This is a genomic window from Methanosarcina siciliae T4/M (assembly GCF_000970085.1).
In the GTDB taxonomy this organism is placed as follows: Archaea; Halobacteriota; Methanosarcinia; order Methanosarcinales; family Methanosarcinaceae; genus Methanosarcina; species Methanosarcina siciliae.
Genome location: NZ_CP009506.1, coordinates 4340303 through 4363334, shown reverse-complemented (window position 1 = coordinate 4363334; position 23032 = coordinate 4340303). Strand labels below are relative to the sequence as shown.

Sequence of the window (23032 nt, the reverse complement as noted above, 5' to 3'; positions counted from 1 at the left end):
CTTTTAAAATAAGTCAGAGAAGCGGAGTTCTCAAACTCCGCCTTTCGGCTCCGGCCTTCAAAGCTTTTTAGCCCGGAACTGAATATTTTCGAGTTTTTCAGTCTTCTTTTTTCCCGTTCTTCTCAAGAACTGCCCTTGCTTTTTCCATGTCTTCTTTTGTCTGGATTTTGATAACCTTTCTGCGCTCTTCACTCATCTGCGACATGTCCTGGGCAAGGAGTCCGTAAGCATCGGCTCTGCACTGCCTGCAGTGGCGCATCTGCATAACATAAGGCTCACAGGCTTCCTGAACGGCTTTTCGCTCTTCGGGGGTGGGGGGCTCAAGGTCTGCAAAGGCGCCCTGGGTGATAAGGGGCATGACGTTCATAATGTAAACCCCGAGTTCATTGAGTTTTTTGGCGATTTCGATTACGTGTTTGTCATTGATGCCCGGGATGAGCACGGTGTTGACCTTGACAACAATTCCTGCATCAACCGCTGCCTTTATTCCATCAAGCTGGTTTTTAATCTGGATTTTGGCAGCTTCAACCCCTTTGTAGACCTTACCATGGTAGACTATATGATCCACGATTTTCGCCTGAATTTCGGGGTCTATTGCATTTACTGTAACCGTAAGTGTGGAAACTCCCGTACGCAGCATTTCCGGCAGTTTTTCAGGGAGCATAAGTCCATTTGTGCTCATGCAGAGGGTTATTTCAGGAAACTCGTTTCTTATAAGTTCAAACGTCTCAAAGGTCTCATCATTAGCTAAAGGATCTCCCGGTCCTGCAATTGCAACGACCTTGATGAACGGATAATCTGCCAGGATCTGCCTTGTCTTTTCAAGGGCTTCTTCCGGAGTCAGGACTTGACTCGTAACCCCGGGCCTGCTCTCATTTACGCAGTCAAATTCCCGGACACAGAAGTTGCACTGGATATTGCACGCCGGGGCAACCGCCAGGTGAATTCTCCCGTATTTATGCTGGGCGTTCTTGTCATAACAGGGGTGCTCGGAAATCTTTCTCAGGAGCTCTTCCCCAAGTATGGGACCGTTATTGTTCTCTTTGGTAGGTTGGTTCTCTTCTGGCAAATTATTCGCCTCCGCTGGAATATTTAAAAGTGAAGTAAAATCTCAGTAAAGGGGGTTTTATAATGTCTAAAGCACCTATTGATACACCCCTTCATATACATTGTGGAATTATTACTTAACTATTTAGAGAAATATTTGAAACTTTATTTTAAGTTCGTTAAAACTATTTCAGAACTATTGTAGATCCTGGTATGATTTATTCCTCCTTTTCAATTTGAAAAATTGTCCATCTCGCACCACTTGCCTTCTCCTTCCCAAACCCTTACAAGAAAGGGAAAGCCGAACCTGTTCAGAAGGTGGGCATGGATATGCTGGCAGAGATATTCGGAGCTGGGATACTCTATAAGATCATTTAGCAGGATATGGTCGTATTCCTGAAGGGTTTCCTTAATACCTTTTTTCAGGTCATAAAAATCAATTACCATCCCGTTTTCCCGGACTTCTCCTTCTACCACTACCTCGATTTTATATGTATGCCCGTGTACTCTTCCGCACTTCCCATGCCCTGGAAGGTAATGGGCACTGTCAATATAATCAATTACTCCCAATCTCATTTTTGTCATTTTATTCATCCCTTTTAGGACTAACTGCTCCTGCCATTTGACCACTTACAGTGTATCGCTTCTTATTTTGTTAAACTGTAATTCTACACTTTTATACCGTAACTTTCTGCCGTATCCAGGTAGGATTATAAGCAGCCCCACATCCTGTGGGTCTGAGGAATGATACGCGTATCGGCAAGTTCAAGCAGGGTTTTTTGCAGTTTTAAAATGGTCTGCACGGATGCCTGTGTAAACCGTGGGGTCCTTACCGCACTGCCAATCGGCGTTTCGGGCTGCAGTATTATACAGGATACATAGGAGGCTATTGCCTCGGCAGCCAGAATTACGGTTTCGGGCTTTGTATCCCTGCCTACAACGATTTTACAAAAGCAGTCTCTAGAATTGTTTTTTCTCAGGAGCCTGAAGCACTCTACCGTATTTTCCACATGCACATCCCGGACTTCAGGGCGAATTTCCCTGAGAGCTTCCGGGAGTTTAAAGTCCCCTGCGACATAGGCGATGTTTTCACGCAGCTTCCTTGCCTGTTCCGGCAGAGTCATGTTGGACTCAAGATAAAGAGGCACGGGAAGCTTCAGTTTTTCGATGAAATCCGCATGCATAAGAGGTTCTCCTCCTGTAAGGGATACCGAATGGAGTTTTTTGAACGGTTGCAGCAGGGATTCCAGTTTTTCTACGTTTACAGGGTTTGGGATCCTTTCGAAAATGCCACTTCCCTCGACTTTTTCATACTCGCAGGTCCCTGGGTTTTCAAAGTTCGTATCGCAGTAGTTGCAATTAAGGTTGCAACCTGAAAACCGGACAAAAGCCTGCCTTGTGCCAACGTACGGGCCTTCCCCCTGCACAGAGCAGAAGATCTCTCTTATGGGGGCGGCTTCATAGCTTGAAGAGGACATTTACACCACCCCGAGTGGGCGGGATTTCCGGAGGTCCTTTTCTATGTCCTTAAATTCCCTTACATAAGCTTCCCCGATTTCCTGCATGAAACGCACAATGCTTTCATCGTCGCCTATTCCGGCTTCTCTCAGGTTTCCGTATACTTCGTGGGAGACGTTGATCCCGAAGTGGATTTTCTGGGAAACTGCCGAGGTGCTGGCAATTGATACGGTCAGCTTTTTTCCTTTGAGGAAAAGGTCATCTCCTTCCCTTGAGGTGGAGACTCCCAGACCGGCAAGGCGTTCCCTTACAATTGCGGTAAAAAGGCGCTGGCGTGCATAGACCAGTTTCAGTCCAGTTGAATCGAAATGTTCTATAACGAAACTCACCATGTCTTCGGACCAGATGGACTCGTTTGCCCTCCGGTCTTCGAGGTCAATCATGTGCTCGATTTTTACGTCACATGCCCCTCTGAAAACAATAATCGAGTCTTCCTGCACTCCGAAGCTGTTGTATGCCCAGAGGGAAGAAATCTGACTCCCATCGTAGTCAAATTTATCGGGTAAAATGATACATTTCATGGAACTCTCTCCGCAACTCTCTCTTAACTCTTTCTGTAACTCATTCTATAGAGCATTCTTTTCCATAGAACATTCAATTCAGCTGCGGCTTCTGCAGCCCTCTGCTCTGATGCTTTTTCAGGTTCAGAGCCCAAGCCTTTCCAGAAGAGGGTCTTTTGCACCTGTATTTTTGAATGCTCTGGCTCTTCGCACACAGCTTTCGCACTCCCCGCAGGGAGTCTCATCCCCGTGGTAGCAGCTCCAGCTGTATTCCAGGGGAGCCTTTACTTCTAGAGCCTTTCTTACGACCTCTGTTTTTCCGAATTTGATCAGAGGAGCCAGTACCCGTACCCCGTTCTGAGTAGAATAAGAAAAAGCATTATCCATTGCCTCTACATAGTCCATAGAGTTGTCAGGAAAGGTCACGGCTTCTTCTCCATTGAAGCCCACAATAAGATAATCACAGCCTCTGCTTTCGGCAAAGCTTCCTGCAATATTCAACATGACTCCATTCCTGTTCGGAACCCAGACAGCCTTTGCGGAAGCTTCGGTAACTGAAGCAGGAGCTGTTTCATCGATATCTTCAAGGGACAGAGAAGGCACCTCTTCTCCCCTGTTTACGAGGGACGTGTTTGTTATTCCTGCAAGCCAGTCCAGCTTGATTACTCTGTGTTCGATTCCGTAATGTTCGCAGACTTTTCGGGAATACTCGATCTCCCGCTGCCCGGCTCGCTGCCCGTAATCAAAGGTAATTGCCATCTCAATTTCCAGGCTCTCGGCTGCAATCGCAAGCGCTGCAACTGAATCAAGCCCGCTGCTCAGGAGGGTTATAGCTTTCATTCCTTCCTCACTAACTCTAATTTTACGGATAATTTCCCTGTACTTGCTACTCCTACAGGATTCTTTTGGTATTCTTCAGAGAATATTCCAATAATACCAATAACTTATATTTAAAAATAGCTGCTCTCTGGCTGGAAAATTTCCCCTTGAGAGAAAACCGGGGCATGTCTTAAATATTCAGGAAATCTAATATTAAAGGAGGTGGGATTACTTGATAGGAATTATTTCAGACTCGCATGACAACCTGACAGCTATCCGGAAAGCTGTAGAATTCTTCAACAAAAAACAGGTAAAAGCGGTACTGCACGCTGGGGACATTATTTCTCCTTTCACGGTAAGGGCCTTTAAAGAACTGACTCCAAAACTCTATTTTGTCTTCGGAAACAACGACGGTGATAGGGTAACCCTGACGAAGTGGTTTGAAGAAATAGAGGCCGTTTCCTGCGGAGACTTCGGAGACCTGACGATTCAGGGGATGCATATCGCCCTCCTGCACGGAACGAACGAAGCCCTTGTTAAAGCCCTTGCCAGATCAGGTGATTTTGATGTGGTAGTCAGAGGCCATACTCACGATCCGGGCGTCAGAATGATCGACGGAACCCCGGTGATAAATCCGGGAGAATGCTCAGGGGTACTATCAGGGAAAGCTACGGTTGCAATCCTCGAAATTGCAAACCTGAATGTCGAGATCGCCGAACTTGAGATTGACTGAGCACACCCCCTGCTCCTTTAATATTTTTTACCTTTTTTGTATCTCTACCTTTTTTGTTTCAATCAAAAACACCAACCATATAAAGGGGTCGATCTATTTTTAATTTCAATAGTTTTTGAAACAATTTCCCCGCTAAAGGTTGTAACAACAATGGAAACAATAGAATCGACAAAAAAGGATCAAAAAGAACTACTGAAAAACAGAACTACTGAAACGGAGAATCCTTCGGGAAAAAGGAAAAACACCCTGATTTTTGCCTGCTCGGGCCTCTCGAACACCGGAAAACTGACCATGCAGGCAGCGTCAGCTCTCGCTTTCAGGAGGCCGGACATGTACCGGGCTGCTGCTGCTCACAAAGGGGCTGAGGCGGCAGAGGATGCAGCCTCCGAAGGCTTCCGTATTTTTGCCCTTGACGGCTGCACGGATCGCTGTGCTACGAAAAAACTTGAGGAAGCCGGGATGCAGGCCGAGGTTTACCTTATGGTTACGGAGCTCGGGATTGAAAAAACCAGGCCTTCGGACGTGAAGCCCGAATATGTGGAAAAAATAATACGTGCGATAAGAAATGCCTGAATTTTTAATTCTCAGTATCCTCGCTTAAGAATTCCTGCCAGTTCATCTGCATGGGGCATTCTTTCTTCTATTTTTGCACAGACCGCATCAATATCGCAATCAAGGCGGAGGAATTCAACTTCTCCGGTTTCCGTGTCAAAAACCCCACAGCCTGCTCTTGTGTCCCCATCTCTCGGCTGCCCCACAGAACCCGGCTTTATGATTGTCAGGGCTCCAGGTTTCCTGTTTATGGGAATGTGAAAATGCCCGACTTCGAGAAATTAGACATCAACAGGTTCCATCGGGTCTGCAAGCATTGCCATAATAGCTTCGCCAGGGGTCTCGGGCTTTATATACTCGAATATGGGATGGTGGCCCGCATGGATAAAAAAGAGCTTCTTTCCGTTGATCTCTTCCCTGACGACAAGAGGGAGCTTCCGCAGGTATTCCATCTGGGACTGATCGAGAACTCCCCACGTGTATTCTCGCGTTGCAATCGGGAGATGTTTGTACCTGTATCCGCACTGGCAGTCTGCTTTGAAAGCAACGGCGTTGTCGTGGTTCCTGAGAGTCAGGGTGTTCTTTTTTCGCAGGAGCTCTTTGCATTTGTCCGGGTCAGGTCCGTAACCCACTATTGAAGAGTTCGCTTCAGGTGGAAAGCCCCCGCATTCCTACTCCCATTATTAGCAGGTTTGTTTCCATCGGGGGATAGTTCCAGCCTTCAGGGGAAATGGTCTTTTTCTCAATAGAAATTTTGACCTGGTTTCCGCTGAGACCACAGTCTTTCATATAGTCCTCAACGAGCTTTTTCCCGAGTTCCGTTGCTGCGTTAAGAGCTTCTACATAAACATCAAACCTCAGCCTCCTGCCTGGGGCAAAGACCAGGAAATCCTTGTCAGGAGACATCAGGCTTGCAGGCCTTATCAGAATTTCCACCCTTTTGATACCTTTCCCCGCAAGGGCTCCTACTGCGTTTCCTACCTCGGCATGTTCGGGTACAAGAATTTCAGCATCTATGAATTCCTTGAGTTCTTCCCGGTAAGCCCGAACAGGTCCTCCGAGCAGGACAACGGGGATTCCGAGCTTGAACTTTGCAGGGTAGTTTCCGTCCAGGATTTTTTCAACGGCTGTGTACGGCACTCCCTGCAGAATATATGAGAGGAGGTGAAGTGACATGTTCCTTGCAACCCTCTTTTTTACGGCAGTACAGAATTCTCCGGGTGGCATGCGCATGAGCCTTGCAAGCCTTTCAGCCCCGATTCTGGAAGCTTCTTCATTCCAGGCAGTATAATCTCCGAGTACATGCAGAGCATCAGTGGGAGTAAATCCAATTGCCTGGACAAGGCGCTTTTTAATAAGGGAATCAAGGGTCTGAGGAAGAAGATCTTTTCTGATAAGGGCTTTGATCTCAGGCACGGAAACAGGTTCTTCTCCAATCGCTCCAAGCACTTCGGCTTCGGCTTTGCTAAGTCCGCCTGCCTGGTAGCCCGACCTGACAAAAAACTTTGTGGGTTGGATATTTTCGCAGAGGTCTTCTCTGGCAGGCAAGGGAGCCCTTTGGAGGGAATTCAGGAAACCTGGGTACAGAGCTGCAGCTACTGCCAGGGGGACGACTCGGCGAGGGCCGAGGAAAAGTTCCTTGTTCACTGTCCAGATATGGCTGTCTCCCCCTGTAGCGGTTGTCTCCATCCTGATTGCCCGGACCCGCGTCTTCCAGCCGCCCACAACCGCCCCTTCGTCGCTCAGGTCAGGGACTCCCATACAGATCGAGGAGATATCGGTACTTGTTCCACCCACATCCACAACCGCACATGTCTTCAGCCCTGAAAGGTAAGATGCGCCCACAAGGCTCGCTGCAGGGCCTGAAAATATGGTTTCTATCGGTTTTTGCAGGGCATCTTTTATCCCGACAACCGATCCGTCGCATTTGAGCATGAGAAGCTGGGCATTGATCCCCCTTTTTCTGATATCTGCAATAATGGACTGGACAAACTGCCGGGTTATGGGAATCAGCTGAGCGTTCAGGAAAGCTGTAACTGCCCTTTCGTAAGCGCCCAGTTCCTGTGAGAGTTCGTGCCCGCAAACCGCAGGAAGTCCTGTAAGCTCAAGTATGGAATCCCTTGCTTTAAGTTCGTGTTCAGGGTTTCGAGTGCTGAAATAGGAAGAGATTGCAAAAGCTGATACTTTATCCCTTACTCGCAGGGAAAATTTTTCAATTGCTTCCAGGTCGAGAGGAGATACCTCTTCTCCGTTGTGGTTATGCCCTCCACTGGCAAAGAGCACGTATCCTGTGGGCAGTTCTTTTTCAAGGGGATGGTCCCCTATAAGGATCAGAGCTACGGGAAAACCTGTTCCTTCAAGGATAGTATTTGTGGAGAGAGTCGTTGAGACCGATACCAGTCTTACGTTTTCGAGATATTCCGGATTAAGGCTATCAATTACGCTCTTGATGCCGGAAAGGGGGTCTGGATAGGTTGTCAGAGCTTTATTTGAATCTACAATCTCTCCATCCGAATCCTTTACGAGCACTGCATCGGTGTAAGTGCCCCCTGCATCAATCCCAAGGCTGTAATGCATAAAAAAATGACTCCTTTTTCTATTTGTTTTTGTTTTTGGGCTATTGCAATCTGAGACTTCAGTACAATAACCTGGTTGTGTTAAAACTAATATGGTTCAGGTATACTGACATCAGATAAAAGGAATTGCTTATCACTGTGAACATTAAATCCAGAAATCGAAAGCGATTTTTTATTTTTATCCTGCAAAATTCAGGAAATTAGGTTTGAAACTGGATTCCAGACAAAATTAATTTAGCGGAAAAATTGGATTTACTCTAAGGAAAAAAATAATTACCCCATTTATGAAAAGAAAAAGACTATTCAATAAAAAAGACTATTCAATAAGATACTGATACCAAGAGGGACTTACCGCTATGACTCCTGCAAAACCTGCCAAGAACGCAACTCCTCATCCCCCTGAAGATTACGATGTCCGAATATCCGATTTGCTCCCATACTACTCTTTTTTTCATAAGGAAACTCTCAATTTCGTCAAATCATTTCCTTCCAGCCCTAAAGTGTGGATGGATACCGGATGCGGGACAGGGACCCTGGTCAATAAGGCAATTGAGGAATTTCCCGATACAAAATTTCTATTACTTGACCCTTCGGAAGGCATGCTGAATCAGGCAAGGGAGAAATTATCTTCCTGCCCTGCCAAAAGACTGGAATTTCTGAAGGCTTCCCCTACCCAGAAGTTCTCCCAAAAATTAGAGGAAAAACCGGATGTTATAACTGCTATACAATGCCACCACTCCCTTAACCGCAAAGCCAGGACAAAAGCCACAAAGGTATGTTATGATCTGCTTAAGGAAGGCGGAGTTTACATAACCTTCGAGAACATAAGGCCGCTAACAGAAGAGGGCATTGGTATAGGAAAAAGATACTGGGGCTACTTTCAGTTAACACACGGCAGGAGTGAGGAAGAAATAGAAGCTCATCTAAAACGTTTCGATACAGAATATTTCCCCATAACTGTGGAAGAACACCTGGAACTGTTGAGAAAAACAGGATTCAGAACCGTGGAGTTGTTCTGGTACTCTTACATGCAGGCCGGGTTTTACTGTATTAAATAAGATGTTCGTTTGCTACTCGGTCTTGCAGCCATTTGTATACTGAATACAAATCGACCCATGTAAAGTAAAGCTACTATTAAATGAGGCAGCTTGAATGCATACAATACCACGATTCAGAATAAAAAACAGAATAAAAAACAGAATAAAAAAGAAAGAAAAAAACAGAATAAAAACAGAATTTCAAGGTAGTTTATTTACACGTCCACCTTGTTAAACCTCCAGAGGGATGTAGCTAACATTGCGAAAGCAAAGAGCAACAGGCCCAGGAAAGACACGAGGATAGACGCTGGTGTGTACACGTAGTGAATACCCATTACAGTGAAGTTATTCCCCAGAGCGAAGTATCGGATTCCGTCTGATAGAAGTGTTAGCGGATTAAACATTGAAAGGAACCTGAGGACAGATGGGAAGGCATCAATGGGATATAACGCATTGCTTACAAAGAACAGGGGCATACTGAGCAGGGTGAGAATCGACTGCATTCCTTCAGGGTTCTCAAGAGTAATGGCAATAGAACCTGAGAGGAAAAGGAAACCCAGAGTAAAAATTCCCACAAGTAAAAAGATGCCTATGATCGAGATAAACGTTTCAGTAGGCGTATATCCGTTAAAAAAATCCATTCCTATCAGTCTTCCGAATCCTATTATCATAGCAGTTTGAATAAATGCTTTTGTCACGCCGGAAAGCCCGACACCTAGGATGATATGGGATCTGGGGACCGGACTTGCAAGAGTTTCCCTTAGCAAGCTATATTTTTTATCAAACATAAGGGAAGTGCCCCCAAAAAGGCTGCTGAACAGTACATCCATTGCAATTATTCCGGCACCCATATAGGAAAGGTAATCAACATTCGGGACTCCTTCGATTGGAGGGACAAGAGAAGTCAGCTGGTCAAAACTATCTGACATTGCAATCCCGAAAAATGCCAGCCACATCACAGGCTGGACCAATGAACTGATCAGCATCGATTTAAATCTAAAGAACTTCAACATATCTCGCCAGTATATGGCACGAAATTCGAAATTCATGCTGAAACCTCCATCGGTTCTGATACTTCAAAATTTTCCTGCGGGTCTCCTTCCCTCAAGCCATGACCGGTATAGTGAACAAAAACGTCATCCATTGAAGGCTTTTTGATATTTATGGTTGTAATTTCTATTTCTGCCTGCCTGATCCTATCCATAATTTGAGGGAGAACGTGAGTAACATCTTCTCCGATCATAACCCTCAGAGATTTTGTGTCTTCTGTGACTGTTTTTACAGAATTGATTGAATTTAAAATCTCTACAACGGTTTTATTATCGCTGGTTTCCAGATAAATCAGGTCTTTACCAAGTTTATTCTTTAATTCATCTGCAGTTCCTGTTACGATTATTTTTCCGTGATCAATTATACTAATCCTGTCACTGAGCTGATCGGCTTCTTCCATATAGTGGGTGGTCAGGAATATCGTAGTGCCTTCCCTCTTGATCTCTCGCAAATACTCCCACATCCTCATTCTTGTCTGGATATCAAAACCTATTGTCGGTTCATCCAGGAAAAGGACTGCAGGTTTTGTCATCAAACCCCTTGCAAGCTCCAGCCTCCTCTTCATACCCCCGCTCAGATCTTTTGCAAGGGTGTCCCTTTTGTTTTCCAGCTCTATCAGCTTTAAAAGCTCTTCAATACGCTTTTTTCTTTCCCTTTTTGGCATCGAATATATTTTACCGTGGTATTCCAGATTTTCACGTACAGTCATTTCGTGGTCCAGGCAAAGCATTTGAAAAACAATACCAATTGACTGTCTTACATGTTTTGAGTCTCTTGCCACATCATATCCATTTACTTTAGCTTCCCCTTTCTGGATCTTCCGAAGCGTTGTGAGAATATTAATCACAGTACTCTTTCCCGCACCGTTTGGACCAAGAAATGAGAATATTTCACCTTTTTTTACATCAAAACTTATGTTATCAACGGCTTTTATAGAACCATACGAATGCTCAAGTCCGTTGACCTCTATGACATTTGCGGTCACCTATAATCAACCCCCTTCCCACTCCGTGTTAAACTTACTCTATCACTCCGACTAAACCCCAATTAGAGTGATAAGAGCTTCAGGATATTATTGAAACAATTAAGTTCGGATAAATATCGAGATAGTTTTACACAAGTAGTTGTAGCTCAGATGGCTTATATAATTAGGAAATAAAGATTCTAAACTAAATTCCTGTAAGCTCTTTGTTTTCGGTTTTTCATTTGTCGGCAGATATTTAAAATCCTGCTTAATCTTTCTTTTTTAGGGGATTGAAGGCCCAACAAATTTCCCGAGTTTGTTTTTTTGAAAATAATTATTTTCAGAACAAATTATATTCGATAATGATTATAAATAAGTAGGAGATATCTTTATATAATGGAGCTTTACTCGAAGTAATTTGGACTGCTGCAAAACAAAAGATTCTCTTTTGAGATGTAAGAAAAGATGAAGGGGATTAGGGATAAATTGGAAACAAGGTTGTAAGTTTTCATCGATATTTACAAGCCAGCCACTTTAGTGGCGGCAATTGGGGAAATATCTGGAAAGAGCGAGACGGAAATTTAACTGCATTTTTCAGTGATAAAGTCAAGACTGAACATTGTATCCTGTATATTAATCTATTTTTTCGAATACATATTTCTTGTAGCATTTCAGCACTTGCAGCAACACAGAGAACGGAATCTACAGTGGGATACTCAAGTTAGATCTTATTAAAAGTATATTGCTGACCTTTGCTGACATGAAACCAAACATCTATAAATTTTTTAATTTGAAGATGGGGCAACCTGTATTTGAAGAACAGAACAATTAAATTTAAAAACTTTACCGATATCTATAAATATAATAAAGTAGACAAGCACTTACCGGTTGCCGATAGAATAAAGGAGGCAAAAGAATAGTATGTTAAAAAATGTACAAAAACTAGGAAAATTCTTGATAATTATCTGTATGATATTTATAGCGCTGTCCTCGCCGGCATTTGCTGCAACGGCAGAGGAAAACGCAGTAGCTATCGAAGGAGTGCAGACTGCTCTGACTTTCGTATGGCTGCTTATAGCAAGTGGACTTGTATTTTTCATGCATGCAGGTTTCTCTCTCGTGGAAACGGGACTTACGAGGAGTAAAAACACTGTCAATATTCTGATGAAAAACTTCATGACGATTGTCCTCGGCATCCTTGTCTACTGGGCTGTGGGCTGGGGTGTAATGTATGGAGCCGATGCAGCTGGACTTATAGGAACTGACCAATTTTTCCTTTCAGGTGCCGACAACGCACTCTGGAACGGCTGGTTCTTCCAGATGGTCTTCGCTGCCACCGGTGCAACAATCGTTTCGGGAGCAATGGCCGAGAGAACCAACTTCAAAGCATACCTTATATATTGTATAATGATGGTAGCGGTAATCTACCCTGTGTACGGGCACTGGGTCTGGAGCGGAGCTGACATGGCCCTCCTAACCGGAGCCGATAGCCCGATTGTGCAGGCAATAGGAGTCGCAAGCCATGACTTTGCAGGCTCTGGAGTTGTGCACTCAATCGGAGGATATTCTGCTCTCGCAGGTGTGATCCTCGTAGGGGCAAGGATAGGGAAGTTCAAAGATGGAAAAGCCGTGCCAATCCCGGGTCACAACCTGACCATCGCCTTCCTGGGGACCCTGATCCTGGCTCTCGGGTGGATAGGATTCAACGGCGGGAGTACCCTTGACGGGAATGACCCTTACATGAACCTGGTCGTAGTCAACACCTTCCTGGCAGCAGCTGCCGGAGCTGTTGTAACGATGTTTATTACCTGGATGAAAACCGGAAAGCCTGATCCTTCCCTTACCGCAAACGGGCTTCTTGGAGGGCTTGTTGCAATCACTGCTCCTTGTGGTTCGGTTAACAACTGGGCAGCCATTATCATCGGAGCCATTGCAGGAATAATAATCTATGCAGGAGTCATGTTCAATGAAAACACGCTGAAAGTAGACGACCCTGTAGGTGCAATTGCCGTACACGGGTACTGCGGAAGCTGGGGCCTGATCTCTGTCGGGCTTTTCTCGATAGGAATTGGAAACGGAATCCTTGCAGATGCCGCATATGCTGCTGAAGTGCCAGGGCTCTTCTACGGAGGAGGAATCAGCCTGTTGTTGATCCAGTTGATATCAGTACTATGTTCCATTGTCTGGGCATTTGGGATCTCATTTATAATCTTCAAAATCCTTGATGCTGTAGTAGGGCTCAGGGTTTCTGAAGAAGAAGAAATACTTGGTCTGGATATTTGCGAACACGGAATCAGAGCATACCCCGAGTACCTGATGAGGGAGGAATAACATGACTAAAATGTGCAAAGTAGAAGCAATTATAAAACCCCTGAAACTGCATCAGGTAAAGGATGCACTGGAAGAAGCCGGTTTTCCAAGCCTGACAGTTACCGACGTTAAAGGTCGTGGTCAGCAAAAAGGGATTGTGCAGCAATGGAGAGGTAAAAAATACTGTGTGGACCTACTCCCAAAAACTAAAGTAGAAGTGGCAGTACCTGAAGAAGATGTTGAAAAAATAATACAGGTGATTCAGAGCACGGCTTATACTGGAGAAATCGGAGACGGAAAGATCTTCGTAATCCCGATTGAAACCGTAGTAAGGATCAGAACCGGAGAAAGGAATGGAGATGCCCTTTAACCAGGCACCTCTTTTTCCTTTTTCACTTAAATTATTTACTTTAATTAATTAACAAATACGAAAAAATTCAAGGAATAAGGCAAGATACCATGATGACCAAAACAAAATCGGAAACTCCAACCTTTGATATCCCACGCGGGTACGGAATGCCCGTGATTAACCTGTACTTCTGGGTAGGGCTGGTTTCTGCAATCCTGCTTAGGGGCATAATTATAGCAGACCACTACAGTGTGTTCTGGGGAAAGGCTATATGGTATCTTGGAGTTACAGGTTACCTCTGGTTCTTCACGCACAGATACCACATTGCAAAGCGGAGGTTCAGTGTAGTTAAAGATCTGGATCTGCTTGAAAAGGTGAGGACCAGACAGAAACTTTCAGAAAAAGACCTTGAAGGAATGGAGTATCTACTCTGGAGCCTTTCCGTATCAAAAGAACGTGCAAATTACCTTATAATCACAGTATTCTCAGTAATAGCAATTGCCCTGTCTCTCTGCCTTGATCTGGGAATCCTGAAACTCTAAAAAAATTCTCCTTTAAAAAAAAGCTCCTTATTAAGGAGCCTTTCAATATTTTAATTCTTATACAGGTTGTTTTTACAGTTTGTATTTTTACACTTGTTTCTAGCAGGTTGTTTCTTATCGTTTTTTAATTTGACTCATACAATTTGTTTTTACTTAGAGATGAATTTCTTTAATTCAATCCGGAGTAATAATCAAAGACTACGACAATCTCCATAAAGACCTTGTTTATGATTTAGAAGAAGGAGAAAAATATGGTATATTATAAATAAATGGATACTTATAAATAACTTAATTAGCGATTCTATTTGGGGTGAATATATGGTGGAAACTTTGAGATTATCGCCAGCCATTTGTGCATATCCGGACGATACATACGAAAATCTGAAGATAGAAGTGGTTCTTCCAGGAATAGAAAAAGAGAATATTTCTTTCAAGGTTGTGGAAGATGGTTTTTATATAAGAGCCACCAAAGAAGGGGTTGAATATGCGGACAGCTATGCAGTATGCTGCCCTATAAGCCCGGAAAAAGCTACTGCAACCTATTCCAACGGAGTCCTGAATGTTACCGTGCCTTATCAGCAGCCTTTCGAAAAAGCAATAGATGTAAAAATTGAGTAAACGGATGTTTAAGGCAAATAACTTGAGTATTTTTTCATAGGGGGAGCATTTGATGGAGAATCCCGTGCCTAGGATAATGAAAACTCCGATTATTGCCATGTATCATGATGACAAACATGAGAACCTTACTATAGAAATTGAACTTCCGGATGTCATGAACGAACATATAACTCTTCTGATGCATGAAAACAGTTATTACATTAAAGCCTACAGCGAAAATGTTGAATATCTGGGATCTTTTTTTCTGGACGGACCCGTAGACCCGGAAAAAGCTCTTGCAGTAAACAATAATGGGATGCTCACCATTAAAGTTCCATATAAAGAAGGATTTGCTTGCGCCAGATACATCCCTATAGACTGAAAACTTGAAGATAGAAAAAGCACTTCACAGAGAAAAAATCCTGAAAAGACTTAATTTTATATCCAATAACTTATTATTATAATTAACTTGAATAGAAAAAGCTATTTTGATCAGTTTCTATTGCAAGAGGAGATACTATGAAAATTGTTAAGTGTGGCGATCTGGGGTTCAAATGTAACTTCATGGCCGCTGGCAATGAACTTGAGGAAGTCGAAAAAGCTATGTTTGATCATATAGAAAAAGAACACAAAGAAGAACTTGACAAGATGTCCGAAGATGATATCAACCATCTGAAGCATCGCGTATCAACCCTTCTGGGAAGAAGCTGCGGTTGCGGTGCCCTCCATACTGATGACCTTTAAATCAATATTTATCCGGGTTTTCCAGGTAGAGACTTTTTTTCAGAATTTTTGTGTGAATAGGGGTTTTTTGTGAATAGGGATTTTTTGTGAATAGGGATTTTTTGTGAATTGACGTTTTGTGGAATTCGATCCTTATCCGAAATATTGCTCATGAGAGCATATACTCATGGATTAAGTACCCAGATTTGGTAATTAAGCAGCACCGCAAAACTGACCCAGAGAAAATAGGGAATAAGGAGATAGGAAGCTACCTTTGAAACCTTCCAGAATTGTATAGCTGTCAGCAGAATTGCAAGCCAGAGCAGGAGAATCTCAAGAAAGGCAAGATAAGGAGACTGCATGCCAAAGAATAGGAAAGACCAGAATATATTGAGGCCCAGCTGTACCCCGAAAAGGAAAACTCCCACTCTTACTTCTTTTTCCTGCACCCCCTTTCCCCATACAAGGAAAAGGGAGATTCCCATAAGCGTATAAAGCGCTGTCCAGACAGGGAAAAAGACCCAGGAAGGAGGATTAAACGTCGGTTTTTCAAGTAAAAGATACCAGCTCTCCAGAGAAGAGGATGTAAATATGGAGCCAATAGCCCCCGCTAACAGGCAGATTATAATAGAGGATAGAAACCTGAAGATATTTTCTTTCTGAGACATATACCCCCAAGGAATATTAACTTCAACGCTAATTAATATTAAGGTCAAAAAAGCTTCAATTTTCTTTTCCTGTATATTAGAGTTTTCTGGAAAAATCTCCCAGAAAGAAGAGACAAAATAAAACCCTGCTTGGAAATTCGCTTCTTCTGGAATGAGATTTATATACAGGGGAATAGAAATATACATAGCTAAATCGGGGATAAATCACATAAATATTTTTAGAGTTTAGTTAGTCCTGTCTAGAGCTTTGAGCGTATCCTATTCCATAGGAAATATAGAAAGATATATATAAGAATAAATAGGTAAATGGTTACCTAATGCCTAGTGAGGATGAAATCAAATGGTGCAGATGAAAAAGTGTACAACTAAAGAAGATGTATTAGAGGCTGTAAAAGAACGAGACGTAAAGTTTATCCGGACACAATTTACGGATACACTCGGCATCATCAAAAGCTGGGCAATTCCTGCAGAACAACTGGAAGAAGCTTTTGAAAACGGTGTAATGTTTGATGGCTCTTCGATTCAGGGCTTTACAAGGATCGAAGAATCCGATATGAAACTCGTGCTTGACCCGTCAACGTTCAGGATTCTACCCTGGAGACCTGCAACAGGTGCAGTTGCCAGAATTCTCGGAGACGTATACCTTCCCGATGGAACCCCCTTCCAGGGAGATCCAAGGTATGTTCTGAAGAGCGCAATCAAAGAAGCCGAGAAGATGGGCTTCTCAATGAACGTAGGACCAGAACTTGAATTTTTCCTTTTCAAGCTTGATGCAAATGGAAACCCGACAACGGAACTTACCGACCAGGGCGGATACTTCGACTTCGCCCCCCTCGACCGTGCACAGGATGTACGCAGAGACATTGACTATGCCCTTGAGCATATGGGATTCCAGCTCGAAGCTTCCCACCACGAAGTCGCACCTTCCCAGCATGAAATCGACTTCAGATTCAGCGATGTACTTAACACGGCCGATAACGTCGTGACCTTCAAATACGTGGTAAAGTCAATCGCCTACCACAAAGGATACTATGCAACCTTTATGCCAAAGCCCCTCTTCGGAGAAAATGGTTCGGGTATGCATAGCAACCAGTCACTCTTCAAAAATGGGAAAAACGCCTTCTACGACCCGGATACTCCTATGCAGCTTTCTCAGGATGCAATGTATTACATCGGAGGGCTGATGTCCCACATCAAAGAGTTTGCAGCGGTCACAAACCCGGTGATAAACTCCTACAAGAGGCTTGTCCCGGGATATGAAGCTCCTATTTACATTACCTGGTCCGCAAGGAACAGAAGTTCCCTTATCCGTATTCCTGCAACCCGCGGAGCAGGAACCAGAGTAGAACTCAGATGTCCGGACCCCTCGTGTAACCCCTATCTGGCTTTTGCCCTTATGCTGAGAGCCGGGCTTGACGGGATTAAGAACAAGATCGACCCCGGAGAGCCGACAAACGTTAACATATTCCACCTGACGGAAAAAGAGCGCAATGAAAAAGGCATTGGTTCCCTTCCAGGAGACCTCAAAGAAGCAATCGATGAGATGAAAGGCAGCCAGTTCGTAAAGGAAGCACTCGGAGAACACGTCTTCAGCCATTATCTCTGTGCAAAAGAAATGGAATGGGACGAATATAAGGCAATCGTTCACCCCTGGGAACTTGAAAAATACCTCCCTATGTTGTAAGGGCAATCACCCTTGATTAAGGTAACAGCCGGATAAAATCCCCCGTAATGACTTACAAGAAAAGATCAACAGTGAATCGGAAAGCACACCTTATCCGGCAGGTGTGCTCCACCTTTCCAAAAACCATTTTAAGGTTGAAAAACGGGATGGCTCTTTTCGGAAAAGAAAAAATTTCTTTTATCGGGATAAAGCGTTTTCTATTTTTTCAGAAAAACTGGACCGAAAACAGATTTCGGTATAAAAATGCTTTCCTTAGTAAAGCTTGCAACTTCGGTTCAAACTTTCAAGTTTATCTCATTACTCTTTTTGGCAGTCAGCAGTACCAAAAATTAATCTAATGTAAATGGGGCCGGTAACACCGAACAGAAGAATCATTGTAAACTGCTTATAGCCTAGAAATTCAGCCAGTTATGCGTGGGAATAAAGAAAAATTAAGCAGTTAAAACGTCATGCTTTGCAGCATTACTGCAAACAATTCTGCTTCTGAAAAAAGAAACATATATATATTGTCAAATAGGTACTAAATTACTTACTTCCCTTAGCGGCGACCCTCTCAACTTCTCGGAAAGAACCAAAAGCAGAGGCAAGAAAGCTGTCACGAATTAAGATCATATATATAATAAAATTGAATTAATTTAAGTAAAATATCCCCTTACTTACGAGATCTCTTACTTACGAGATCTTATAGAATATCCCCTGAAACCCAGTTTATCCAGCTGGCAAATTTTTTGACTATTTCTCAAAAATGAGCCGCAGAAATATTAGGAGAAATTACTGGCAGAAGTACTTACATCGCGTTCATTTCTATCATTTCTAGAGTGATTAAAATGTGTGGAATAATAGGCTTTATAGATCGAACAAAGTCCAGAATGGACGGGTCGAGCATAAAAGCCGCCCTCAGTCTCATGAATGAAAGAGGCAGTGGAGACGGGGCAGGCTATGCTGCATATGGGATTTACCCCGAATATGCAGACTATTATGCTCTTCATGTTTTCTTTGACAACCTGGGAGAACCAAAAACAAAGGTTGACGAGATTCTCGAACTCTGGGGAGAAATTGCTCACCAGGAAGAAATCCCGACAACCCCCCAGCCAGGCTTAAAAAAGGTCCATATCCCCTGGAGGTATTTTTTCAAGCCCTCAAAAGACCTGATGACAGGAAGAATGGATTCCGAAAAGGACGTTGTCACGCACATCGTCATGGAAGTAAATGCCGATGTAAAAGGTGCCACAATTTTCTCCTCGGGTAAAAATATGGGAGTCTTCAAGGCTTCCGGCTGGCCTGAGGATGTAGGAAACTTTTACAGGATCGAGGACTATAAAGGGTACATCTGGCTTGCTCATAACCGCTACCCTACAAATTCTCCGGGTTGGTGGGGAGGGGCTCATCCTTTCAACCTGCTTGACTGGTCAGTGGTGCACAACGGCGAAATTACCTCATATGGTACAAACCAGCGTTATGTGGAAGGTTATGGATACAAATGTACTGCACTTACCGACACAGAGGTTGTGGCCTATCTCTTCGACCTGCTTGGGAGGCAGCACGAGCTTTCTCATGAGATGGTTGTCCGGGCTCTTGCCCCACCCTTCTGGGACGACATTGACCGCATGCCTGAAAAAGAAGCCGAATTGAACAAGGCAATCCGTCTGACCTACGGGTCCGCCCTTATGAACGGGCCTTTTGCTATTGTAGTCGGGACAGATAATGGAATTGTAGGTTTTACTGACAGGATTAAACTGCGTCCCCTTGTCGTTGGGGAAAATGAAAACAAGCTTTACATCTCCAGCGAAGAAGCAGCAATAAGGGTCATTGATCCCGAAGTTAAGAATGTTTACACTCCCCGAGCAGGAGAACCAATCATCGGGAGGTTTACCGAATGACTCTCGGAAGTGTACCCCCAAAATATAAAGTCAGCATTGACCGCGACCAGTGCATGGACTGCGGACGCTGCATTGAAAATTGTTCCTACGGCGTATACAGAAGAGAAGGCGACAGGATCCTGATAGAGTCCAGGAAATGTACAGCCTGCCTCCGCTGTGTTGCAATGTGCCCGAGGGACGCAATCACCCTTACGGAAAAGCCCGTAGACTACCGTTCTCACCCCCTCTGGACCAGAGAAGCCAGAGAAGATATAATTAACCAGGCCCGCAGCGGAAAGATCATCCTTTCAGGGATGGGAAACGCCAGAGACCTGCCAATCATCTACGACCGGCTCCTTCTGGACGCCTGCCAGGTCACAAACCCGAGCATCGATCCTCTGAGAGAACCAATGGAACTCAGGACTTATATCGGGAAGAAACCGGCAAAACTCAACTTCAGAAAAACCGAAAGTGGAGACGTTGAGCTTGAAACAAAGCTTGCCCCCAATCTGAAACTCGACACCCCTGTCATGATCGGGCACATGAGTTTCGGAGCCATCAGCCTTAACTCCCAGCTCAGCATGGCAAGAGCCGTAGCCGAAACCGGGACTTACATGGGGACCGGAGAAGGGGGGCTGCACAAAGAGCTTTACCCCTATCAGGATCACATGATCGTGCAGGTCGCTTCAGGCCGCTTTGGGGTTAACATTGACTACCTGGAAAGAGGTGCTGCCATTGAGATTAAGATAGGACAGGGAGCAAAACCGGGTATAGGAGGACACCTCCCCGGAGAAAAGGTAAACGAGGAAGTTTCCAAAACCCGTATGATCCCCCTGGGCAGTGACGCCATCAGTCCAGCTCCTCACCATGACATTTACAGCATTGAAGACCTTGTCCAGCTTGTCAGGAGCCTGAAAGAGGCAACCGAATGGAAGAAACCGGTCTTTGTAAAGATTGCAGCCGTGCATAATGTGGCACCCATCGCTGCAGGCATTGCCCGTTCCTCTGCAGACGCAGTGGTCATTGATGGGTTCCGCGGAGGGACCGGAGCAGCCCCGAAGGTCTTCAGGGACCATGTAGGAATCCCAATCGAAGCTGCAATTGCCAGCGTTGACCAGAAACTAAGGGAACAGGGAGTAAGGAACGAAATCTCCATTATTGCAAGCGGTGGGATAAGGAACAGTGCCGACCTTGCCAAGTCCATTGCACTCGGAGCGGATGCAGTCTACATAGGAACTGCTGCCCTTGTTGCTCTGGGGTGCAGGGTCTGTGGAAATTGTTACAGAAACCTCTGTCCCTGGGGCATTGCTACCCAGCGCCCGGACCTTGTGAGCAGGCTTGACCCCGAAGCCGGAGCAGCACAGGTTTCAAACTTGATACACGGCTGGACCCTGGAACTCAGCGAACTTATGGGCGCAGCAGGCATCAACAGTATAGAAAGCCTTCGCGGGAACAGAGACCGTCTGCGCGGATACATGCTGGATGAAGGAATGCTTAAAATCCTGGACGTACTGCCAGCGGGGGCCTGAATATGAAGACAGTAAGAATTGATGCTAAAGGCATGCACTACACCCCCCTAAACCAGAAAATAAGGTCTGCAGTTGCAGACGGGGCAGAAGAAATTATAATCGACAATGTGCTAGGACAGCGCTTTATCGGGGACGGAGTTAGAGGCGATGTCCGCATCATAATCAACGGGGTTCCCGGAGGAGACCTGGGAATGTTCATGAGCGGACCCACCTGTATAGTCCGCGGAAACGCCGAACACGCTCCAGGAAACACAATGAACAGCGGCATGCTTGTGATCCACGGAAGTGCAGGAGATGCGGTCGCCCATAGTATGAGAGGCGGCAAGGTCTTCATAAGGAACAATATCGGATATCGCGGCGGCATCCACATGAAACAGTATGAAGTGGAAGCCAGACCCGTACTTGTCGTAGGAGGCACAGCTCACTCCTTCCTGGGAGAATATATGGCAGGAGGCCTTGTGCTTGTGCTCGGAATCGGCAAAGAAAAAGCCATGACGGACAGGGGTATCGGAAGCGGGATCCATGGCGGAGAGATTGTTATCCGCGGAGAAGTGGATGACTACCTGCTCGGGGTCGGAGCCAAGAAATTTGAGTTTACGGAAGCCGACCTGGAACGCATAGCCCCGATTATAAAGAGCTTCTGCGAGCAGTTCGGGTATGACTCCGCAGAGTTCCTGGACACCAATTACACAAGGATCGGACCTGCAAGCAGCCGGCCTTTTGCAAGCAAATACGTCTGGGAGTGATCAGAAATGGCAGAAAATAAACCAATCAGTAAGAGTTACATTGACCTGAAATCAAAAGTCTGGGATACGGGACTCTGCTCAGGCTGCGGGGCCTGTGTTGCAGTCTGCCCTGCTGACTCCCTGTACTTCGAAACAGGCGGCGAGTCCACATACCCGAAGAGCAACAACTACTGCAAAGCCGCTGTTGACGACGTCCCCTGCGGAGCTTGCTATGAGATTTGCCCGAGACTGGACGAGCAGTCTTCAAGCCTGCTGGGAGACTACCTGGAAATCACCACCGGAAAAGCAGAATTCGACGTCCCGAGGAAGCAGAGTGGAGGAGCAGTAACTGCAATTCTTGCAAACGCCCTAGATACCGGCCTTGTGGATGCCGTTGTAACAGTCACCGACGACCCCTGGACCCTCAAGCCGCGTTCCATGGTAATCACCTCAAGCGAAGTCCTCGTGGGACAGGCAGGAAGCCGCTACAACTGGTGGGTCCCACTGGTCTCTTCCCTCAAAGAAGCCGTCGTAAAGCGAAAGTACAGGAACGTAGCAGTGGTAGGAGTCCCCTGTGTGGTCCAGGCAGTCCGCAAGATGCTTGAATCCGACCACCAGCTAATCAGCCCCTACAAGAAGTCCATCCGCATCATAATCGGGCTCTTCTGTACCGAAAGCTTCGACTACGAAAAACTCATTGCCGGCAAGCTGAAAAGCGAGTACGCCCTCGAGCCCATGAAAGTCTGCCGCATTGATGTCAAAGGCAAGCTCGAAATAACCCTTAACGACGGGACCCAGTACGTGATCCCCCTTACCGAACTTGAGGACACCGTCCGCCCCGGCTGTGCAGTCTGCACGGACTTTACCGCCCTCAAAGCCGACATCTCCGCCGGCGCAGTGGGAAGCCCGAACGGCTATACAACCCTTATAGTCCGCACCCTTGTAGGACAGCACCTCTTAGAAAGTGCAGTTGCCAACGGGAAGCTGAGTATAGGGGGCGGCAGCGAGCTTAACCTGGGAATTATCGAGAAACTTGCCACAAAGAAGCTGGAAAGAAAACCGGAGTAAAATTGCTTCAAAAATGGTTTTGGATGGAGCCAACAAACTCCATCTTTTTTACGCTCTTTTTTTGCAAACCTGGATTATATTTGGGATTATATTTGAAATCAGTCCCCCGGGAATTTACTATTTGAGGTAAATGCGGTTATTTGACGCGGTGTTATTAATAAGCTTGTTATTAATAAGCTTGT

Annotated in this window: 25 protein-coding genes; 14 read left to right on the top strand and 11 right to left on the bottom strand. The window is 45.1% G+C overall.

Translation table 11 applies throughout. The features are described from left to right. Positions 1-97 precede the first annotated feature (97 nt). The 5 genes from nifB to queC form a co-directional block, all read right to left on the bottom strand. Positions 98-1069 carry a nitrogenase cofactor biosynthesis protein NifB gene (gene nifB, locus MSSIT_RS18385; protein WP_048173922.1) on the bottom strand — a complete coding sequence of 324 codons (972 nt, stop codon included), beginning with the start codon at positions 1067-1069 and terminating at the stop codon, positions 98-100. 209 nt (positions 1070-1278) lie between these two features. After that, complete coding sequence (queD, locus tag MSSIT_RS18380) at positions 1279-1632, bottom strand: 6-carboxytetrahydropterin synthase QueD (RefSeq protein ID WP_048175071.1); 354 nt, start codon at positions 1630-1632, stop codon at positions 1279-1281. 125 nt (positions 1633-1757) lie between these two features. After that, on the bottom strand, positions 1758-2525 hold the full coding sequence (locus tag MSSIT_RS18375; RefSeq protein WP_048173921.1) for a 7-carboxy-7-deazaguanine synthase QueE: 768 nt from the start codon (positions 2523-2525) through the stop codon (positions 1758-1760). Further along, the gene (locus tag MSSIT_RS18370) at positions 2526-3086 is read right to left on the bottom strand and encodes a DUF366 family protein (protein WP_048173920.1); all 561 of its coding nucleotides are present in this window, start codon (positions 3084-3086) and stop codon (positions 2526-2528) included. A gap of 123 nt (positions 3087-3209) precedes the next feature. After that, on the bottom strand, positions 3210-3905 hold the full coding sequence (queC, locus tag MSSIT_RS18365) for a 7-cyano-7-deazaguanine synthase QueC (RefSeq protein WP_048173919.1): 696 nt from the start codon (positions 3903-3905) through the stop codon (positions 3210-3212). 211 nt (positions 3906-4116) lie between these two features. On the opposite strand from queC, the gene MSSIT_RS18360 reads away from it, so the two are divergent. After that, a complete protein-coding gene (locus MSSIT_RS18360) occupies positions 4117-4617 on the top strand; it encodes a metallophosphoesterase (RefSeq protein ID WP_048173918.1) in 501 nt (166 codons plus the stop codon). A 150-nt stretch (positions 4618-4767) separates the two neighbouring features. Further along, the gene (locus MSSIT_RS18355) at positions 4768-5190 is read left to right on the top strand and encodes a putative zinc-binding protein (RefSeq protein ID WP_048173917.1); all 423 of its coding nucleotides are present in this window, start codon (positions 4768-4770) and stop codon (positions 5188-5190) included. Between the two features lie 11 nt (positions 5191-5201). Here the strand turns inward: MSSIT_RS18355 and MSSIT_RS25085 are convergent, their stop codons facing one another. The 3 genes from MSSIT_RS25085 to MSSIT_RS18345 all read right to left on the bottom strand — a co-directional run bounded on the left by MSSIT_RS25085 (position 5202) and on the right by MSSIT_RS18345 (position 7746). Then, positions 5202-5375, bottom strand: coding sequence for a hypothetical protein (locus MSSIT_RS25085; protein WP_231590000.1), 174 nt, complete (start codon positions 5373-5375; stop codon positions 5202-5204). A 75-nt stretch (positions 5376-5450) separates the two neighbouring features. Continuing rightward, entirely contained in the window at positions 5451-5801 is a 351-nt protein-coding gene (locus tag MSSIT_RS25080) for a metallophosphoesterase family protein (protein WP_231589992.1), read from the bottom strand. A gap of 16 nt (positions 5802-5817) precedes the next feature. Further along, positions 5818-7746: a hydantoinase/oxoprolinase family protein gene (locus tag MSSIT_RS18345; protein ID WP_048173916.1), complete on the bottom strand. Its 1929-nt coding sequence runs from the start codon at positions 7744-7746 to the stop codon at positions 5818-5820. A gap of 355 nt (positions 7747-8101) precedes the next feature. Here MSSIT_RS18345 and MSSIT_RS18340 point away from each other — a divergent pair, with 355 nt between their 5' ends. Next, a complete protein-coding gene (locus MSSIT_RS18340) occupies positions 8102-8803 on the top strand; it encodes a class I SAM-dependent methyltransferase (RefSeq protein WP_048173915.1) in 702 nt (233 codons plus the stop codon). Positions 8804-8997: 194 nt separating this feature from the next. Here MSSIT_RS18340 and MSSIT_RS18335 read toward each other — a convergent pair whose 3' ends face one another. Continuing rightward, on the bottom strand, positions 8998-9831 hold the full coding sequence (locus MSSIT_RS18335; RefSeq protein WP_048173914.1) for an ABC transporter permease: 834 nt from the start codon (positions 9829-9831) through the stop codon (positions 8998-9000). Continuing rightward, positions 9828-10817 (bottom strand): ATP-binding cassette domain-containing protein, encoded by a 990-nt coding sequence (locus MSSIT_RS18330; RefSeq protein WP_048173913.1) that lies wholly within the window; start codon positions 10815-10817, stop codon positions 9828-9830. The genes MSSIT_RS18335 and MSSIT_RS18330 overlap by 4 nt, the downstream gene beginning before the upstream one ends. Positions 10818-11717: 900 nt before the next feature. On the opposite strand from MSSIT_RS18330, the gene MSSIT_RS18325 reads away from it, so the two are divergent. The 6 genes from MSSIT_RS18325 to MSSIT_RS18300 all read left to right on the top strand — a co-directional run bounded on the left by MSSIT_RS18325 (position 11718) and on the right by MSSIT_RS18300 (position 15338). Continuing rightward, a complete protein-coding gene (locus MSSIT_RS18325; protein WP_048173912.1) occupies positions 11718-13127 on the top strand; it encodes an ammonium transporter in 1410 nt (469 codons plus the stop codon). 1 nt (position 13128) lies between these two features. Beyond that, entirely contained in the window at positions 13129-13476 is a 348-nt protein-coding gene (locus tag MSSIT_RS18320; protein ID WP_048173911.1) for a P-II family nitrogen regulator, read from the top strand. Positions 13477-13565: 89 nt separating this feature from the next. Further along, positions 13566-13997, top strand: a complete 432-nt coding sequence (locus tag MSSIT_RS18315; protein WP_231589989.1) for a hypothetical protein — start codon at positions 13566-13568, stop codon at positions 13995-13997. A gap of 318 nt (positions 13998-14315) precedes the next feature. Next, the gene (locus MSSIT_RS18310; RefSeq protein WP_048173910.1) at positions 14316-14615 is read left to right on the top strand and encodes an Hsp20/alpha crystallin family protein; all 300 of its coding nucleotides are present in this window, start codon (positions 14316-14318) and stop codon (positions 14613-14615) included. 76 nt (positions 14616-14691) lie between these two features. Beyond that, positions 14692-14976, top strand: coding sequence for an Hsp20/alpha crystallin family protein (locus MSSIT_RS18305; protein ID WP_231589988.1), 285 nt, complete (start codon positions 14692-14694; stop codon positions 14974-14976). A 137-nt stretch (positions 14977-15113) separates the two neighbouring features. After that, on the top strand, positions 15114-15338 hold the full coding sequence (locus MSSIT_RS18300; protein WP_048173908.1) for a DUF1059 domain-containing protein: 225 nt from the start codon (positions 15114-15116) through the stop codon (positions 15336-15338). A gap of 164 nt (positions 15339-15502) precedes the next feature. Here MSSIT_RS18300 and MSSIT_RS18295 read toward each other — a convergent pair whose 3' ends face one another. Further along, positions 15503-15985, bottom strand: a complete 483-nt coding sequence (locus tag MSSIT_RS18295; RefSeq protein WP_048175068.1) for a TspO/MBR family protein — start codon at positions 15983-15985, stop codon at positions 15503-15505. 340 nt (positions 15986-16325) lie between these two features. Here MSSIT_RS18295 and glnA point away from each other — a divergent pair, with 340 nt between their 5' ends. The 5 genes from glnA to MSSIT_RS18265 all read left to right on the top strand — a co-directional run bounded on the left by glnA (position 16326) and on the right by MSSIT_RS18265 (position 22850). Next, positions 16326-17669 carry a type I glutamate--ammonia ligase gene (glnA, locus tag MSSIT_RS18290; protein ID WP_048173907.1) on the top strand — a complete coding sequence of 448 codons (1344 nt, stop codon included), beginning with the start codon at positions 16326-16328 and terminating at the stop codon, positions 17667-17669. 827 nt (positions 17670-18496) lie between these two features. Beyond that, on the top strand, positions 18497-19549 hold the full coding sequence (locus MSSIT_RS18280) for a class II glutamine amidotransferase (RefSeq protein WP_048173905.1): 1053 nt from the start codon (positions 18497-18499) through the stop codon (positions 19547-19549). Continuing rightward, positions 19546-21057, top strand: coding sequence for a glutamate synthase-related protein (locus tag MSSIT_RS18275; RefSeq protein WP_048173904.1), 1512 nt, complete (start codon positions 19546-19548; stop codon positions 21055-21057). Before MSSIT_RS18280 ends, MSSIT_RS18275 begins: the two co-directional genes overlap by 4 nt. A gap of 2 nt (positions 21058-21059) precedes the next feature. Beyond that, the gene (locus MSSIT_RS18270) at positions 21060-21803 is read left to right on the top strand and encodes a GltB/FmdC/FwdC-like GXGXG domain-containing protein (RefSeq protein WP_048173903.1); all 744 of its coding nucleotides are present in this window, start codon (positions 21060-21062) and stop codon (positions 21801-21803) included. Between the two features lie 6 nt (positions 21804-21809). Continuing rightward, on the top strand, positions 21810-22850 hold the full coding sequence (locus tag MSSIT_RS18265) for a Coenzyme F420 hydrogenase/dehydrogenase, beta subunit C-terminal domain (RefSeq protein WP_048173902.1): 1041 nt from the start codon (positions 21810-21812) through the stop codon (positions 22848-22850). Positions 22851-23032: the final 182 nt, after the last annotated feature.